Origin of the sequence: Streptomyces sp. NBC_01591, assembly GCF_035918155.1 — a bacterium.
GTDB lineage: Bacteria > Actinomycetota > Actinomycetes > Streptomycetales > Streptomycetaceae > Streptomyces.
Genome location: NZ_CP109327.1, coordinates 325,371 through 342,345, shown reverse-complemented (window position 1 = coordinate 342,345; position 16,975 = coordinate 325,371). Strand labels below are relative to the sequence as shown.

The following is a 16,975-nucleotide window of genomic DNA, read 5'->3' as shown; positions in this document are numbered from 1 at the left end:
CGGGGGACTCCTCGGGCAGGGGACGCCGGACCGGCCGCGTGCCGCGCTGGGTGAGCGCAGATCCTGACCCCGGACGCACGGAAGCGCCCCCTCCTGCCCGAAGGGGGACCGCCGATACGTTGGCCGTCCCGCGAGCATCCGGGATGCCGGTCGACGTGGGTATGGCCGGAGGGTGTGGAGTACGTACGCCGAGGGCGGGCAGAGCACCGACACGACGGCGGTGCGGAGCGCGGCTCGACCCGATATCGGTTGGGCTACAGCTGTCCGCCCGGTGCGGGCGGGGGGTTCAGGGCCCGGTTGAGTGTTGCCTCGCCACCCCGGGACCGAACACCCATTACGCCCAGCTCAAGCCGCTCCTGACGGAGTACGCCGACCAGCTCGCCAGCACCATCGACCAGCGGCAACCATAAACGCCTGATGCCGCCTCCAGCAGCACCCTCCACCGGGCAGCGTTCGTCGGGAGGCCGGGCGCTGGCGGCCTGACGCAGCGCGACTGGTGACCGCGGAGGGTCACGCTGGAAATAGTGCCTGGGGCTCTATGCGGCAAGGCGCCAAGAAGGCTCCCGAGTAGCCCTCTGGCGCATTTTCAAGTAGTCAAGGCAGGGGGGATTGGCTTAGGTGGAGTAGGGGTCGCACGACGGCGTATGGAGGTGTTCTCGCCCCATCGGTAAGGGGTGTCTCCGGTATCTTGGGCAGCGTCCCGGTAGTCGATGGTCCCGAGGCCCGTGAGCCCCGGGGCCCTGTTTGGGCTGCCGTGCCCTGTCTCCGCCAGCTGTCCGGCCGCTCCCGCACCGTGGTGCGGGAGCGCGGTCTGCCATGCCCGAAAGAGAGCATCTGTGACCACTTACGACACTCACGCCGCCACCGATACCCCCGGGTCCCAGCAGCCCGGCCATCTAGGGGCGGCGTCGTACGACGCCAACGCGATCACTGTTCTGGACGGTCTGGACGCCGTGCGCAAGCGGCCCGGGATGTACATCGGCTCCACGGGCGAGCGGGGGCTCCATCACCTGGTGCAGGAGCTCGTGGACAACTCCGTGGACGAGGCACTCGCGGGGGTGGCCGACCGGATCGACGTGACGATCCTGGCCGACGGTGGCGTGCGGGTGGTCGACAACGGCCGCGGCATCCCGGTGGGGATGCACCCGGTGGAGAAGCGGCCGGCCGTCGAGGTGGTGCTGACCGTGCTGCACGCGGGCGGGAAGTTCGGGGGCGGCGGGTATGCGGTCTCCGGCGGTCTGCACGGTGTGGGTCTGTCGGTGGTCAACGCGCTGTCGACACGGCTGTCGGCGGAGATCTGGACCGACGGCTACCGGTGGACGCAGGACTACAGGGACGGTGATCCCGCCGCCCCGCTGGCCCGGCACGAGGCCACCTCCCGGACGGGCACCTCGCTGACGTTCTGGGCAGACGGCGGCATCTTCGAGACCACCGAGTACTCCTTCGAGACGCTGGCCAGGCGTTTCCAGGAGATGGCCTTCCTCAATCGCGGGCTCACTCTGACCCTGACCGACGAACGGCCCTCCGCGCGCGCGTCGGCCGCGGCCGACGAAGCCGACTCGGACCCGGCAGCGAAGACGGTCTCCTACCGCTACGACGGCGGCATCAGCGACTTCGTCGCCTACCTCAATGCCCGCAAGGGTGAGCCGGTCCATCCCTCGGTCATCACCATCGCCGTGGAGGACACGGAACGGCTGTTGTCGGTCGAGGTAGCCCTGCAGTGGAATGGCCAGTACGCCGACAGCGTCTACTCCTACGCCAACGCGATCCACACCCATGAGGGCGGTACACACAAGGAGGGCTTCCGCACGGCGCTGACCACCGTGGTCAACCGCTACGCGCGGGAGAAGAAGCTGCTGCGGGAAAAGGATGCCAATCTCTCCGGCGAGGACATCCGCGAGGGCCTGACCGCGATCATCTCGGTCAAGCTCGGCGAGCCGCAGTTCGAGGGCCAGACCAAGACCAAGCTCGGCAACACCGAGGCGCGCACTTTCGTGCAGAAGGTCGTCCACGAGCACCTGACCGACTGGTTCGACCGCAACCCGAACGAGGCCGCGGACATCGTGCGCAAGGCCATCCAGGCGGCCACGGCCCGGGTCGCAGCCCGCAAGGCGCGCGACCTGACCCGCCGCAAGGGCCTGCTGGAAACGGCGGCGCTGCCGGGCAAGCTGTCCGACTGCCAGTCGAACGACCCGGCGATGTCGGAGGTCTTCATCGTCGAGGGTGACTCCGCCGGCGGTTCGGCCAAATCCGGCCGCAACCCGCAGTACCAGGCGATCCTCCCGATCCGCGGCAAGATCCTCAACGTGGAGAAGGCCCGGATCGACAAAATCCTGCACAACCAGGAGATCCAGTCGATCATCTCCGCGTTCGGCACGGGCGTGCACGAGGACTTCGACATCGCCAAACTCCGCTACCACAAGATCATCCTGATGGCGGACGCCGACGTCGACGGCCAGCACATCAACACCCTGCTGCTGACCTTCCTGTTCCGCTTCATGCGCCCACTGATCGAGGAGGGCCACGTCTACCTCTCCCGCCCCCCGCTGTACAAGATCAAGTGGAGCCGGGACCACGTCGAATACGCCTACTCCGACCGTGAACGCAACATGCTCCTGGAGCGGGGCAGGCAGGACGGCCGCCGGATCAAGGACGACTCCATCCAGCGCTTCAAGGGTCTGGGCGAGATGAACGCCGAGGAACTGCGCGTCACCACCATGGACCCCGACCACCGGGTCCTGGGCCAGGTCACCCTCGATGACGCAGCCGTCGCCGACGACCTGTTCTCCGTCCTGATGGGTGAGGACGTCGAAGCCCGCCGCCACTTCATCCAGCGCAACGCCAAGGACGTCCGCTTCCTCGACATCTGACCCTGGGCACTGCTCCCGCCCCGGCGGGAGGCCCGACCCGAAGCCCGACCGCTACCCTCTGTTGCCCAGGAGAGCACTGCGTGAGCACGTTCCCCGTCCCGGCCACCGGCAGCCGCCCCCAGGCCGGCTCCGACTACACCGCACGGCACCTGATGGTGCTCGAAGGACTGGAGGCCGTACGCAAACGCCCAGGCATGTACATCGGATCCAGCGACAGCCGCGGCCTGATGCATTGCCTGTGGGAGATCATCGACAACGCCGTCGACGAAGTCCTGGCCGGCGCCTGCGACCACATCGAGGTCATCCTCCACGATGACGGCTCCGTGGAAGTCACCGACAACGGCCGCGGTATCCCCGTGGACACCGAACCCCGCACCGGCCTGTCCGGCGTCGAGATCGCCTACACCAAACTCCACGCCGGCGGAAAATTCGGAGGCGGCTCGTACACCGCCTCCGGTGGCCTGCACGGCGTCGGCGCCTCCGTCGTCAACGCTCTTTCCGCCCGGCTGGACGTCCAGGTCGACCGCCACTGCCACACCCACGCCATCAGCTTCCGCCGCGGCACACCCGGCACCTACACCGGCACCGGACCCGACGCCCCCTTCACCCCCGCCCAGGGCCTGCGCCAGACCACCAAAATCCCCAAGAGCCGCACCGGCACGCGCGTGCGCTACTGGGCCGACCGACAGATCTTCCTCAAGGACGCCAAGGTCTCCCTGGAGAACCTGCACCAGCGCGCCCGCCAGACTGCCTTCCTGGTGCCCGGCCTGACCATCGTCGTCCGCGACGAGTACGGCCTCGGCGAGGGCGGCAGCAAGGGGGAGGAGTCCTTCCGCTTCGACGGCGGCATCAGCGAGTTCTGCGAGTACCTGGCGAGCGACAAACCCATCTGTGACACCCTCCGCTTCACCGGACAGGGCACTTTCAAGGAGACCGTCCCGGTCCTCGACGACCACGGCCAGATGACCCCCACCGAGGTCACCCGGGAACTCGGCGTGGACGTGGCGATGCGCTGGGGCACCGGCTACGACACCACGGTGAAGTCCTTCGTCAACATCATCGCCACCCCCAAGGGCGGCACCCACGTCGCCAGCTTCGAACAGGCCGTCGCCAACACGATGAACGAGGTGCTGCGCGCCAAGAAGCTGCTGCGCGTCGCCGAGGACGACATCGTCAAGGACGACGCGCTGGAGGGCCTCACCGCGGTCGTCACGGTCCGTCTCGCCGAGCCGCAGTTCGAGGGCCAGACCAAGGAGGTCCTCGGCACCTCGGCGGCCCGCCGCATCGTCAACAACGTGGTCACCAAGGAACTCAAGTCGTTCCTGACCTCCACCAAGCGTGACGCCGCCGCCCAGGCCCGGGTGGTCATGGAGAGGGCCGTCGCCGCCGCCAGGACGCGCATCGCCGCCCGCCAGCACAAGGACGCCCAGCGCCGCAAGACGGCCCTGGAGTCCTCCGCTCTGCCCGCCAAGCTCGCCGACTGCCGCAGCGACGACGTCGAGCGCAGCGAGCTGTTCATCGTCGAGGGCGACTCCGCGCTCGGCACGGCCAAGCTCGCCCGGAACTCCGAGTTCCAGGCACTGCTGCCGATCCGCGGCAAGATCCTCAACGTCCAGAAGTCCTCCGTGACCGACATGCTGAAGAACGCCGAGTGCGGCGCGATCATCCAGGTCATAGGAGTCGGCTCCGGTCGGACTTTCGACATCGACGCGGCCCGCTACGGCAAGATCATCATGATGACCGACGCCGACATCGACGGCTCCCACATCCGCACCCTGCTCCTGACCCTGTTCCACCGCTACATGCGCCCCATGGTCGATGCCGGCCGGGTCTTCGCCGCGGTGCCGCCACTGCACCGCATCGAGCTGATCCAGCCGAAGAGGGGCCAGGACAAGTACGTCTACACGTACTCGGACCACGAGCTGCGCGACAAGCTGCTCGAGTTCCAGAGCAAGAACATCCGGTACAAGGACTCCATCCAGCGCTACAAGGGCCTCGGCGAGATGGACGCTGACCAGCTGGCCGAGACCACCATGGACCCGCGCTACCGCACCCTGCGCCGGATCAACCTCTCCGACCTCGATGCCGCGGAAGGCGTGTTCGACCTGCTTATGGGCAACGACGTGGCTCCCCGCAAGGAGTTCATCGCCAGCTCCGCTGCCACGCTCGACCGGTCCAGGATCGATATCTGAGAATCGCGCGACCCGCCCAGGCGGTTCCCCTCCGCACCGCCTGCTCCATTGCCCGGCCCAACGCCCGATTGGCCAACTACTGGACGACAAAATGGCCAACCAGGAATCGTCACAGCCGCCCGACCAGTAGGAATCGAAGCGTCACTGGCCATCTAGCGGCCGAGGTCACAACTGCGGATGATCGGCACCCCCACGGCGGTGACCGCCCGGCTCTCCGCCCTACCGTTCACGCCAGGTGTAGGGGGCGACGGCGGCGGTGTCGATGTCGGTGTCGGGCCAGCGGCGGCGCAGCAGGGCCGCCGTGGACCGGCACCAGGCCGCCAGGTGGGGGAGTACCCGGTGCGCCTCGGCGGTGCGGGCTCCGGATTCCAGCAGGGCCACCATCTGGGTGCGGGAGTCGTTGCCGGGGCTGCGTGCGTCCAGCGTCTTGAGCCGGCCGGTGCGCATTATCACCCAGACCATGGAAGCCGAAGCCAGGCCGAAGCCGAACCGCTGGTCGTCCTCGGCCTCGGGGACCGTCCGGGCAAGGGCTCGACGGAACGCCTCGACCTGGCCCGGCCCCGACACTCCCAACCAGTCCGGGCCGGGGACTGCGAAGCTGGTCGCGGCGGTGAGGGCATGGCGGAAGCCCGCCCCCTCGAAGTCGATCAGCCGGCCGCCGCCGCTCAGCCCGGTCAGGAAGTTGTGTGACTCGGGGTCGCCGTTGGTCAGGGCCAGGAATGGGCCGGGATCTGCCAGTTCGGCCACGGCCGCTTCCAGATCGCGCTCCGCGGCGGCGGGCAGCGGGACGCCGAAGGCGGCGGCCCGGGCGAGCCCGTTCCGCCAGAGGCCGGTGTAGGCGTGTTCCCAGTCGCCCAGCCGGTCGGCGCCGGTGCCCAGTGCCGTGCGGCGGGCATTGAACAACGCGGCGCGGCCGACGGATGCGGCGGCCAGCTCGCCCATCGAGGAGGCGAAGGCGGTCAGTTCGGCGTCCAGGGCCGGGGTGTGGCCGTCGCGGTGCAGCAGTTCGGCCAGTTCGCTGCGCGGGTACAGGTCCTCCAGCACGAGCAGGCGGGAGTCCGGTGAGGCGGCGTGCAGGCCTGGTGCGAGGTCGAGGCAGAGGTCGTCGGCGATGAAGGCGAGCGCGGCGTGCTCGCACCGCGTCAGCTCCTCAGCGGAGCGGAGGCCGTATCCCTCGGGGCGGAGGCATTTCACGATGACCGTTTCAGGGAGCCCGGTCGCCTCCGCCAGGTGGGCGCGCAGCACCCAGGGATGGTGCAGCGGCTCGATGCGCTCGATGGTGGTCCGGGCGCCGACGGAGGCCGTGAGCAGTGCCTCGATCTCGGCGGATGTGGGAAGGGCGACGTCCAGAGGTGCGGGCATCGGGGGATCCTCGCACGGCCGGGCCAGGATCATGCAGAATTCTGCGCCGAGCGGCGTTCCGCCAGCGCAATGCCGTTGTTAAACACCCCGGCAACTTTCGGCTTCGTCATCCTGCCGGCGAGGACATCGCGACCCTTATCAGGCGCAAGCACCACCCAATCCAGGGATAGCGCCACACCTGTTGCACTCGATACGGTGGATGGAGACAGCGCTGATCTGCGCAGACCTACCCCTGCCGAACCCGCTCAACAGTCCACCCCCAAGAGAACATGGAACTCAGGCTAGGCACGGCCCTGGACGGGGAAGCGGTGATCTGGCGGGACAGCCGGCTGGACTTCGCGGCGGCGCAGTCACGGGCTGTGTCGTCCGTGACCCGGGCCCGCGCCCGGTATCCGGCCTCCTACGTCTGCTGGGACGTCCTGCAGCACCCGGACCCGGCGGTCGGCGACTGCCGAAGCCGCCCGTACACCGAGCGCCGCGCCTTCCTCCTGGAGCTCCTCGCCGATGTCGAGCCGCGATCCAGGCCGCCCCGGCAACGGACGACTGGGATGTCGCCGTGCTCTGGTGCGACACCCTGCGCGACCAGGGCATCGAAGGAATCGTCTGGAAGCGGGGCAGCGCGAGCGATCCGTCAGGACGGCGCCGGTGGGTGAAGATACGGCACGCGGACACGGTCGATGCCCTGGCGCTGGGGTTCACCGGCCCTCGGCTCAGACCGCACCATCTGGTCCTGCCGGTGGGGGACGAGGGCGGGTCGGCCCGGGTGTCCGCCCGCCTGGGGCCTGTCCTCGCGGCTCGTGTCGGTGAGACCTTGACCGGCACGACGGTGGTGGTGGGGGAGCGGGCGGGCAGGGGCGAGTCGTATACGCGGGTGGAGACGGACCTGGTTGTGGAGGTGCTGGCCGGGTCCCGGCCAGCACGGCACCCTCACCCCTGACTGCTGGTCAGAGTGCGACTTCTACTTCACGACGGTGTCGGAGCAGCCGGTGGCGAGCTTCTCCGGCGCGGCCCGTTCCTTGTCGTCCGCTGCGGCATGGCGGGAGCTCCGGGGAGAATGGCGTAGGGCGGGGCGTTTCACAGTCTTGGCGACCGGGTATGGCGGGTCAGGTCGTCGGCTGCCCGCCGCCTGCCGTCAGGCGTGCCTGCTTCGCGCCGTCGTGTACGCGGGCGTCGAACTCGGCGGCGGCCGCGAGGGATCGCCGGGCGGACTCCGGTGTGATGTTCCGTGCTCCGGCGGCCGCGGCGGCGCCCCGCTCCGTCCCGAACGCCTGCTTCAGGTTGCCGGCCCGCAGCCATGCCAGGAGGCGGATCTCCTCCCGGGGCTGGTCCATCTGACCTCGGATCATGCTGTCGATTACCGCGGGGTCTGTGCTTCGGGCCTGGAGCGCGGTCAGCCGTACCGACTCCAGCTCGTCGAGTGCATCGAGGTCGTCCTCTTCCAGGCCGGGGTGTATCTCGTAGATCTCGGCCTGTTCCGGGGAGGCGACGCGGTCGAGCACGAGCGTGAGGGTCTCCGTGATCCAGTCAACGGCCTCTGCGGCAGGTTTGTGGTCCAGCGTCCACTCGTCCTTGCCGGGCTCGCTCCTGGCATGCCACACGGCCTGGTCGCTCTCGTCCAGCCAGACACTGTGGTGGTCGTCGCCGGCGTGGGCGGTGATCTCGTTCAGCAGGCGTGCGTGCGGCGCGCGATCGGCGACGATCGCGGCCAACGGCTCGTAGGCGTCGGCGGTTTCAACCTGCGATGGGTTGGCCCTGCGGAACGTGTGAAGTGGCCGCAGGGCCGACCCGGGAGCACCGTCCTGCCAGGGCACTCACGCCCGACCGTACGAGCAGCAGCGGTTCACCGCCCGGCGAGCTGCTGCATACATGCTCACATCGGCCTCGGGCACAGTTGCGATGAGCCCGCATCGCTTTCTCTGGAGTACCGCCTGGATAGAGGCCAGAAGGCCCCGAGAACACGGGGTACTTCCACGGAGAGGGGGGCTCATGGTTGAACAAGCCCGAGCAGCAGACGACGAAGGATTCGTTCGGACGCCGCGTCGCAGCGAACATCGCAGCGCGCGCACTGTGGGAGGGTCTCAAGACCCTAATCGACGTCATCACGTCGTCCCTCTGATGCAACGAAGCCCCGGCTGATGCAACGAAGCCCCGGCACCCACAGGCCGGGGCCTTCATCCATCGCGACCGGCTTCGCCGCAGGGCAGTCCTGTGAGCTGCTGAACATCGCCGGGGCGGTCTCCGGCGGAAACGACGAGTGCAACCGTGGGTTCGAGCAGCCGATCGAGATGCCTGTGGGGGGTCTGCCGATCCTGGAATGTGTCTGGCTTGGGACGGTGCGCTGCGGGTTCGGCCTCGGCCTGGTCTCCGTGATGACGGTGGTACGCGGGTACCGGGCGGATGCGGGCCTCTTGGTCCCCCCAAAGCCTGATCGGCGACGGCACCGATAGCCTCGGCCGCGTGATCGATGAAGCGACCCAATGGCGTGGGTTTGCTGCGCTGCTGCCACCCGCTGACGCTGCGGGATTTATGGACTGCTGGGACATCGGGGAGCAGGAAGCCGGACTCGACCAGTTCATCGCCAGCCTGCTGAAGCATCAGGTGCCGATCAGCGACACCGTGCGGGCCGAGATCGCCGTGACGGCCGAGGTCTGGGGCATGCGGACAGCACTCGCTCCCGGCCTCGGCCGATGTCTCGGCGACCACCAGGAGGACAACAGGCTGAGGTTGATCGAGCATGCCGACACCGTCCCCTTGCCCGGATCCTCCGTAGCCACCGACGCGGCGCTGGCTGATCTCCTGGTTGTCCCGTGGATTGCCTGTACGCGTTGCGACCGAGTGCTTGCGCGTGCGCACAGTCAGGAGCCGTGGGGTGACCTCTCCTACCTGGCAAGGCACTATGTGCTGTTCGTCCCTGGACGGAGCACGTCGACGGCGCTGATCGCTACCGACGCAGCCTGGGGCGCCTTGACGGAGTTGCGCATGTCCTGCGTCCAGGCATAGGCAATGGACCGGTTGATGGTGCGCAGGATGTTCCGCACCGGCCAATGACCTGCATGGCCTTGAGGGTGCCCCTATGCCTTTTGCCAAGCTGACATGGCATCCGATGTTGCCTTTGCCCAGCCTGACCGGGCTGGGCAAAGGCGCGAAGGTGCTGGCCTCGGCGGGCCGGCCCCCGCTTCTGGGAGCACGCGCGGAGCCCCGCTGTCTTGTACGTCGCGGGGCGGGAGGATCAGCGGTAGTCGTCCGCGGGGCTGTCCTTCCCGCTGTACCTGTTGTCCTCGAAGTACGCCCAGACGTCCGGCTGGCTGCCGTCGGTGTCCCGGACGTTGTAGGTCCTGGCGAGTTCGGCGCTGGCGGTGGACTTGCCGTTCCAGCGGGCGGCGCGGTCCGGGTCGGCGGCGAGCGCGGCTACCGCGCGGGCGAGGTAGTGCGGTGATTCGGCGATCGCGAAGCCCGGTTCCTGGGCGATGGCGTCGCGCCAGTTGTCCTCGTTCACGCCGAAGTGGGTGAGCATCTGTTCCGAGCGCAGGAAGCCCGGTGTGACGGCGACCGCCGTGCCCCCGTACTCCGCCAGTTCCCGACCAGCCCGAAGGCGATCGGGATCGGGGCGTTCTTCGCGAGGTCGTAGTAGAGGTTCTCGCGTTATCGGCGGTTGGAGACCGCTGTGCCGTCGGTGACCTCCACGTGCAGGGGCGTGTTGGGGCGGACAGAGAGCGGGAGGGCGAGTGCCGCGGTGATCACGTGCGTGCGCACCCCGAGCTCCAGGATGCGCAGGCCGTCGGCGAGCGGTGTCTCCCAGCTCTTCTTGCCGAAGACGGAGCCGACGAGCAGGTGCTCGCCGCCCCAACGAGTAGTTCGCCACCGCGATGCTGGCGCGGGTTACCGCTGGCACCTGGCACTGGCTCGCCGGCGTCTGGCCATGTGAGCAAAAGCGCAAGAAGGCACCATGAGACGACACATGAACAGATTTAGCCACTCATGGTGATAAGTGAATGCAATGGGTAGCGGAGCGGTAGGTTCCAGAAGGCTGTGACCGAATCAGCCAGTCCCTGAGTGAGGAGTACCGCCATGCGTCGCACCCTCGTGTCCGCCCTGACTACCGCCGGAATCGCTGCCGCGCTGACCGTCATCGGCCCCGTCTCCAGCACCTCCGCCGCGCCCACCGGCACCGCTGCCTGCCCGAGCGGCTACCTGTGCGTGTGGGACCAGACCGGCTACAAGGGCCACATGTACAAGTTCTCCGGCAAGAACGCCTCGTGGGAGGCCTGGCCCATCAACAACCACGACGCGTCCTGGTACAACAACGCAAAATCGGGACTGGACGCCTGCGTCTGGCAGGGAAAGAACTACACCGGCAGCGTCAAGGTCATCAAGGCCGGCAAGTCCTCCCCGCGCGACTCGGCCCATGCCCACCGCGGCAGCTCCAACAGCTGGGGCAACTGCTGAGAACTTTCCTGAGCTGAGCCATTGAGACGAGTTGGGGTGCCCGGCTTCAGACCCGGGCACCCCAACTCGTCTCAATGGTTGGCAGAGCGGGAAGCGCGCGCCCGTCAGGCCCGCCTCAACGGACAGCTCAGTACCGGAGTGAACCGCCCCGGGTTCGGTAGAGATCTCAGCTTGTGGTTGTGACCTGGGGTTTCGTGGTGGCGAGGTAGTAGTTGGTCTCGTATTCGGCGGGTGGGATGTGCCCTATTTCCCCGTGGAGACGTCGGTGGTAGTACCAGTAACCCGCCCAGCGCCCCAGGAACGGACGGACGAGTAGACGCGAGAGGGGGCCCGGACCCACGTCGAATCCGGGCCCCTCTCGCGTTCTGTACCCCAGCCGTCTACCAACGCATGCCGAGCGCGTCGAGGTCCGCCCGGCGCTACTCGGGGAGCTTCGCGGCGCGCTTGCGGACGTTGTCGAGCCATGTGCCGAGCTTGAGCACCGTGGGGTGTCCCTCACAGGCGTGGAACTGCCGTGCTGCTGTCAGGTTGACCGCCCACTTCGTATCCTGCGTCTGTTTCACCGGCCGTTCCTCTTCCCTGGCCGCCTGGATCCCGAGGGTGTTCTCCAGAAGCCACCGCTGTGTGGGCAGAAGCTGTTCCCACCCGTACCGCTGCGCCGTGCCCCAGCGTCCGAGGTCTTCGCCCTGGACGACGACGTCGTCCGCAGCCGTGGGGGGTGTTCCGTCGGCCTGGATGTGGTTCTGGACGAGGCGGTAGCAGCGCTGCCACGCGGTGTCCCCAGCCGGGCACCATCCCGGATCGATCGCATCCAGTTCATCCCGCCGCGCTTCGGTCATAGCCCCGGCCGCTGAGGGGACGGGGCGGCCGGCCGCGCGCAGCTCCTCGTTCTCCCGCGCCCTACGGGCCGCTGCCCGGGCGCTCTTCGCCCACACCCCAAGGGGATGCCCTTCCCGCACCGCGGTGGTCGGAGGGAGGAAATGCCCATGGGCGGCGGCGTACGCGCGGGCGACGGCCACCCCGTCCGCCCAGGCCGCCTCCTGCTCCGACCACACCGATCGTGGGTTGTCCCGTGCTGAACGTAAACCCACCTGATACCGCGAGGGCTACGGTCAGCAGGTTCCGGGGCACCTCCCGGACCTGGCCGAGGTGCCGGAACTGCCCCGGGTCCCACCGCAGCCATCCGGCACCGGCGGAGCGGACTCGCATACGGGAGACCGGACCGGCAGCCTGTAACCACCTCCGAGGGGATCAGGCCCCCGTTACGGTGACAGGCATGTCTGACACCGACTTCTGGACCTTGCCTCCCGACCGCATGACCCAGGGCAGCGGCAGCCGCTACGAACTGACCGTCATCCACCCACCGTTCACAGTGGACGCTAGCGAACTTTCTCCCAACGCCCCGGACCGGGCCGAGGAGTTCGCCCGCTCCCTGGAGACGATCGACGACGTCATCGAAGACCTCGGTCCCCGTAAGCAGAGCGACTCGGTCACGGTCGCCACGAGGTCTGATCTGGACGTCGTCCAGGTGGGGGCGTGGGGGAACGTCATGTCGATCTCCGATCCGGCTTTCGCGGACGACGGCAACGACATGCCGCTGCTCGCGGAGGCCACCCGGCTGCGTGAGCGCTTCCCCAATGCGCGGATCGTGGGCCGGGTGGAGGTGCACTGTGGCGCCGAGCACACCGAAGACCTCGTGTGGCTGCCGGACGGCACCATGTTCCATGCCTGCGGCTGGCCCGGTGACGAACCGTTCGTCGTGACTGGCGATCCGCAGGCGGTGATGTCCACCCTCGGGATCACTGCGGAAGTGCTCGAAGAGCTCGACGTGTACTTCGACCTGGACGACGACCCGAACCAGAACGACTGGGGCGCCCTCGCCACGGCATGCCTCGGGGACGCGGACCCGTGGGGAAGGGCCGATCTGGACGCCTCCTCACTGCGGGTGCGGCACAGCGAGCACGCGACCAGCCACATGGAAAGCCTTTATTTCACTGGCTGAGTACCTCTCAACTTCCGACGCATTCAACATGGTTGACACGCCGACACGCACTTATCCGCTTCTTGCGCGGCGGTGGATCTGCCTAGGATGAACGGGCGGCGCGTACACGTCACGGGGGCCCACACGCGCCGCCCCTATCCCCTCAAGGCCCCACTCATGAGGGAAGATCACACTTGAATAGAGCACTGCGCATACCCGAGCGGTGGCGTCTGGCAGGCCGAGTTCTGGCCGTTTTCGGGATCGCTTCGGCGATCACCGTGACTGGCCTGCCCGGCATCGAGACCGACACCGCGACCGCCGCGCCGCGCGCCGTCGCGGCCAGGATCAAGCCGGGCGCGAAGCGCTGCGACGTGAAGAACCTGGGAAGCAAGTACCAGAGCACGCCGACGAACTCAGGGTTCCCCAACGACCCCACCGGCTCGAACTTCTCCGCCTGGCAGGGCAACCCGAAGAACTTCAACTACGACCTGCCCGGCAAGGCGTACGACGGGGTGAAGCCTCCGACAGCCGCAGACAAGACGCAGGCCCTGTCGAAGGTCCCGAACGACACGGAGCAGAACTACAAGGCGTGGCAGAAGATCGCGGACAAGTCCGGTGACCCGGAGGACCGCAAGTTCGAGATCTACGCCCGGTACTTCCACAACAAGGAGGGCCTGAGCTTCGAGCACTGGTTCGAGCACCGGTTCATCCGCAACCAGACCAACAACCACAAGGGATCGGCGTTCGAACGCCAGCTCGTCCGTGACTTCCGCCTGGTCGGACCGGACTGGCTGTGCGAGGTCACCGTCGAACTCATCGACGCACAGGGCAACGTCGTCGAGACGCGCCGGTACGACGCCTACAACCAGCGCACCAAGGAGTTCAACGAGTTCAAGTCGAACTCGGAGCTGACGAACAAGCAGCTCGCCAAGGACCGGAAGATCGCCCGGTTCATGCCGGACCACAAGTTCCGGTTCACCGGCGCGAAGGCGTTCACCACGGGCCAGCGCAAGAAGATCGACAACCTGAACCGGTACATCAACCGGCTGAGGCCCGGCCAGACGAACCAGGTCCGCGGCAACCAGCGGATCTACAACCCCGTCCCGCGGACCAAGCCGATCAAGGGCTACTCCGACTATCAGCGGTGGTTCGCCCCGGGCTGCCAGGGCGGCCAGGGCAGGATGCAGCTCGCCGCCGCCTCAACCTGCGGCACCCGCGGCCCGCTGAACGACCGGATCAACGGCTCCGGGAAGAACCTGGAACAGGCCAAGAGGATCCAGGCCGACGCCCGCCGGCTCGACACCCGGGGCACCCTTCCGCGCGGCGGCCCGGGCGGCGTCGACTTCACCACCCTGGAACTGCGCTACGTCGGCGGCCTGGGCAAGGGCAAGGGCATGCAGTACTCCATGCGTGCCGACCAGATGCCCAACCCCGACGAGAACCCCGGCTTCGGTGGCGAGGCGCGCATGCAGCTCTCCTCCGACGCCCTGTTCACCTGGCTCGCACTCACCCCGGAGAAGTTCTGGGTCAACCTCAACCCGGACGAGCCCGACCGGGTCATGGACGCCAAGTTCGGCAAGACCGACGCGGGCCGGGTCCTGCTCGAAGCCGACCTGGAGATGAAGCACGACTTCTCCGAAGCCCTCAACCCCAACAAGCACGCCGGCGCCAAGCGGTACTGGGACACCGCACCCCGCCAGAACGGCATGCCCTGCTTCCCCGGCGTGCGCATGTGGATCGAGCCCAAGCCTGCCCAGGTCCGCGAGCAGGACGGCGGAATCTACATCCTCGACGCACCCCTGAAGGTGTCCACTCAGTGGCTGGACGTCGAGTGGCAGGCACCCGGCTCCACCGAGTGCAAGGGCCTGACCGACGAGCAGAAGCACGCCATTGAGGCCAACGTCCGCACGAACGTGATGCCGCTGGTGGAGGACCGGGTCAACACCGACCCCGACTACGCCGACCTGCGCGCCGTCTACACCGCCCGCGTCGCCGCCGAGTACATCCGCCAGCAGGATGCGAAGACCCCGACCGACTTCCACAAGACCATCGACTCGAACGACGTCTCCGCGTGGCCGCTGCGCGCGCCCAACGAGAACTGGACCCGCGAGGGCGTCCACAAGCGCTACATGGACTCCATCAAGAAGGGCATCGAGTGGTTCGAGCTGGAGTACGGCGGCAAGGTCTACAACCAGGGCGTCGGCGGCGTGGACTTCTCCAAGCAGCCCAAGCAGAACATCTCCCGCACCCGGTTCAACGTCGAACACCGCACCCTGGACACCACCACCAAGACGTCCCTCCAGTCCGATGACGTCTCCTACCGGGACACCGACACCCTCTACCTCGGCGGCGGCAAGATGGCGGCCGGCGAAGGCGAGGATCCCAAGCCCACCCCCACCCCCACGAAGCCTGGTCCCGACCCGTCCAAGCCGGGTGACGACCCGTCGACCCCGACCCCGGACCCGACCCGGACCGGCGGGAGCACCCAGCCGCCGGCGAACAAGCCGGACCCGCACGGCGACCTCGCCGACACCGGCTCCGACACCCCGATCGGGCTGATCTCCGGTATCGCCGTGGCGGTCGTCGCCGCCGGCGCGGCCCTGGTGTGGTGGATGCGCCGCAGGCGTCAGGACGCCACCGGCTGAACCGGCCAGCGGCGACTCGCCCGTTGAACACGAGAAGGGCCCCGCACTCCCGACTTCCGTTCTAGTGGTCGTCGCAACACCCCAGTTCAGGGGGTGCGATGGACTTCAGGATTCGGGAGAACCGGCAGGGGGCTCAGGGCCGCAGGGCCCTGGTCCGTGAGCGAGCGGAATACTTCCGGCTCATGGACCAGGGCTTCACCAACACAGAGGCTTGCCGGATCGTCGGTATCAACCGGCGTACCGGCAAGCGCTGGCGGCACGGCCGCCAGGCCACGGGAGCGACACGGGGTGCTCCACCGGTCCGTAGACCGCTCTCGCCCGACAGGCCGTCGCGCTACCTGCGGGAGTCCGATCGCATCCACATCGCCGACCGGTTGCGGGAGAAGGCGTCGATCCGGCAGATAGCCGCGGAGCTGGGCCGCAGCCCGTCCACGATCAGCCGGGAGATACGCCGCAACGGCATGCCTCTGCGCGGGGACACCTCCCGCTGGGCCTACCGGCCGCACGCCGCGCAGTCCCGCGCCGACGCCAGGCGGCTTCGCCCGAAGCCGGGAAAGATCGGCCAGAACCCTGAGCTGCGCGACTTCATCAGGACCGCCTCGCGCGGCGCTGGAGTCCGGAACAGATCTGCTTGCTTCGGCGGGCCAAGACGGGTCTGGTTCCGGACAGCTCAGCTGTGGTTGACGCTTGCGACCTCGCGGGTCATACGTAGGTTGGGCAGCCTTCCTTGCCAAAGCTCCCGCTCGCCCGTGACCTTGAATCCGTGGCGTTGGTAGAAGCGGACCGCGCTGGCGTTGTAGTCAGTGACCCATAGGCATATGGGTGCGGCTCCGGCCCAGGTGAGGAACTCGGTCATCATGCGGCCACCGAGTCCCTGGCCCTGGACGTGGTTCAGCAAATACATCGGTCCGAGGGTGACCACCTCGCTGCGGCGCCCGCAGAGAACGCCGACGATCTCGGTGCCGGAACGGACAACACAGCAGAGCAGCAGGTCCGGTTGCTGGTTTGCTGCCTCGATGAACTCCCGCCACTGGGTGATGCCTTCCGCGGTGGCTGACGAGCCACGATGCTCACGGATCCAGTCCTCGTCGATCCCCATCTTCGGATTGGGGTATGTCTGCAGCCAAGCGCTCAGCAGCAACGGCCCCAACCACGCGGAGTCGTCTGGACGAGCGGATTCGATCACGTAGGTCATGGCAACGATCCTCGTCGATCATCCACCGCCTCAGGCCGCTAGACAGACATCAGCGAAGTGACCGTGGGGCCAGCCCATGAGCACCGTCCTGTCAGGGCACCCATGCCCGACCGTACGAGTAACAGCGGTTCACCGCCCGGCGAGCTGCTGCATACGCGTTCACACCGGCCTCGGGCACAGTTGCGATGAGCCCGCATCGCTTTCCCTGGAGTACCGCCTGGATAGAGGCCAGAAGGCCCCGAGAACACGGGGTACTTCCACGGAGAGGGGGGCTCATGGTTGAA

General features: G+C 67.9%; 11 protein-coding genes and 2 pseudogenes. 8 read left to right on the top strand and 5 right to left on the bottom strand.

The window, feature by feature from the left end; translation table 11 throughout:
- The first annotated feature begins 836 nt into the window (after positions 1–836).
- Positions 837–2,870, top strand: coding sequence for a DNA topoisomerase (ATP-hydrolyzing) subunit B (gyrB, locus tag OG978_RS01750; RefSeq protein ID WP_326763477.1), 2,034 nt, complete (start codon positions 837–839; stop codon positions 2,868–2,870).
- 80 nt (positions 2,871–2,950) lie between these two features.
- Positions 2,951–5,062, top strand: a complete 2,112-nt coding sequence (locus OG978_RS01745; RefSeq protein WP_326763476.1) for a DNA gyrase/topoisomerase IV subunit B — start codon at positions 2,951–2,953, stop codon at positions 5,060–5,062.
- A gap of 219 nt (positions 5,063–5,281) precedes the next feature.
- On the opposite strand, the gene OG978_RS01740 is transcribed toward OG978_RS01745, so the two are convergent.
- Positions 5,282–6,424, bottom strand: coding sequence for a hypothetical protein (locus OG978_RS01740; protein WP_326763475.1), 1,143 nt, complete (start codon positions 6,422–6,424; stop codon positions 5,282–5,284).
- 556 nt (positions 6,425–6,980) lie between these two features.
- Here OG978_RS01740 and OG978_RS01735 point away from each other — a divergent pair.
- Positions 6,981–7,361, top strand: coding sequence for a hypothetical protein (locus tag OG978_RS01735; protein WP_326763474.1), 381 nt, complete (start codon positions 6,981–6,983; stop codon positions 7,359–7,361).
- Positions 7,362–7,527: 166 nt separating this feature from the next.
- On the opposite strand, the gene OG978_RS01730 is transcribed toward OG978_RS01735, so the two are convergent.
- Positions 7,528–8,235 (bottom strand): hypothetical protein, encoded by a 708-nt coding sequence (locus OG978_RS01730; protein ID WP_326763473.1) that lies wholly within the window; start codon positions 8,233–8,235, stop codon positions 7,528–7,530.
- 646 nt (positions 8,236–8,881) lie between these two features.
- On the opposite strand from OG978_RS01730, the gene OG978_RS01725 reads away from it, so the two are divergent.
- On the top strand, positions 8,882–9,424 hold the full coding sequence (locus OG978_RS01725; RefSeq protein WP_326763472.1) for a hypothetical protein: 543 nt from the start codon (positions 8,882–8,884) through the stop codon (positions 9,422–9,424).
- A gap of 229 nt (positions 9,425–9,653) precedes the next feature.
- On the opposite strand, the pseudogene OG978_RS01720 reads toward OG978_RS01725, so the two are convergent.
- A pseudogene (locus tag OG978_RS01720) lies at positions 9,654–10,270 on the bottom strand (SDR family oxidoreductase); the annotation flags it as partial.
- A 222-nt stretch (positions 10,271–10,492) separates the two neighbouring features.
- On the opposite strand from OG978_RS01720, the gene OG978_RS01715 reads away from it, so the two are divergent.
- Positions 10,493–10,870, top strand: coding sequence for a peptidase inhibitor family I36 protein (locus tag OG978_RS01715; protein ID WP_326763471.1), 378 nt, complete (start codon positions 10,493–10,495; stop codon positions 10,868–10,870).
- 419 nt (positions 10,871–11,289) lie between these two features.
- Here OG978_RS01715 and OG978_RS01710 read toward each other — a convergent pair whose 3' ends face one another.
- Positions 11,290–11,925 (bottom strand): helicase associated domain-containing protein, encoded by a 636-nt coding sequence (locus OG978_RS01710; RefSeq protein ID WP_326763470.1) that lies wholly within the window; start codon positions 11,923–11,925, stop codon positions 11,290–11,292.
- Positions 11,926–12,146: 221 nt separating this feature from the next.
- On the opposite strand from OG978_RS01710, the gene OG978_RS01705 reads away from it, so the two are divergent.
- From OG978_RS01705 to OG978_RS01695, 3 genes and pseudogenes are all read left to right on the top strand, one after another.
- Positions 12,147–12,872: a DUF6333 family protein gene (locus OG978_RS01705; protein ID WP_326763469.1), complete on the top strand. Its 726-nt coding sequence runs from the start codon at positions 12,147–12,149 to the stop codon at positions 12,870–12,872.
- A gap of 257 nt (positions 12,873–13,129) precedes the next feature.
- A complete protein-coding gene (locus OG978_RS01700; protein WP_326763468.1) occupies positions 13,130–15,496 on the top strand; it encodes an LAETG motif-containing sortase-dependent surface protein in 2,367 nt (788 codons plus the stop codon).
- A gap of 98 nt (positions 15,497–15,594) precedes the next feature.
- Positions 15,595–16,145: pseudogene (locus OG978_RS01695) on the top strand (helix-turn-helix domain-containing protein); the annotation flags it as partial.
- Positions 16,146–16,166: 21 nt separating this feature from the next.
- Here the strand turns inward: OG978_RS01695 and OG978_RS01690 are convergent.
- On the bottom strand, positions 16,167–16,691 hold the full coding sequence (locus OG978_RS01690; RefSeq protein WP_326763467.1) for a GNAT family N-acetyltransferase: 525 nt from the start codon (positions 16,689–16,691) through the stop codon (positions 16,167–16,169).
- Positions 16,692–16,975: the final 284 nt, after the last annotated feature.

Bases quoted from the DNA above. Each gene is read 5' to 3' on its own strand.
- OG978_RS01740 (WP_326763475.1), bottom strand. From the start codon at position 6,424: ATGCCCGCACCTCTGGACGTCGCCCTTCCCACATCCGCCGAGATCGAG.
- OG978_RS01715 (WP_326763471.1), top strand. From the start codon at position 10,493: ATGCGTCGCACCCTCGTGTCCGCCCTGACTACCGCCGGAATCGCTGCC.
- OG978_RS01705 (WP_326763469.1), top strand. From the start codon at position 12,147: ATGTCTGACACCGACTTCTGGACCTTGCCTCCCGACCGCATGACCCAG.
- OG978_RS01690 (WP_326763467.1), bottom strand. From the start codon at position 16,691: ATGACCTACGTGATCGAATCCGCTCGTCCAGACGACTCCGCGTGGTTG.